The organism is Algoriphagus pacificus (genome assembly GCF_017254845.1).
GTDB classification, from domain to species: domain Bacteria; phylum Bacteroidota; class Bacteroidia; order Cytophagales; family Cyclobacteriaceae; genus Algoriphagus; species Algoriphagus pacificus.
The window spans coordinates 1-201 of the sequence record NZ_JAFKCU010000051.1 but is presented as its reverse complement, the minus strand read 5'-3'; the positions used below and the strand labels follow the sequence as shown (position 1 = coordinate 201).

Below are 201 nucleotides of genomic sequence, written 5' to 3'. Positions count from 1 at the left end.
CTTTTAAGAAGAAGTCTCATCAGCTGGTTTTGCTCACGGACAGCATCTTGGCGGCATTATGCGCTCCGTTGTTAATCGCATATTCCACACCATTGACCAATTGAACAAACTCCACACTGAGCACAAAAACATAGTGGGTTCCACTCAGCTGAGTCTTGTCCACTGTCAGCGTCTGTGAAAGAGCCGGGTCCAAAATGGAAA

Annotated in this window: 1 pseudogene; it reads right to left on the bottom strand. The window is 46.8% G+C overall.

What is annotated here, in order from left to right:
- Positions 1-19: 19 nt before the first annotated feature.
- A pseudogene (locus J0A69_RS22545) lies at positions 20-201 on the bottom strand (hypothetical protein); the annotation flags it as partial.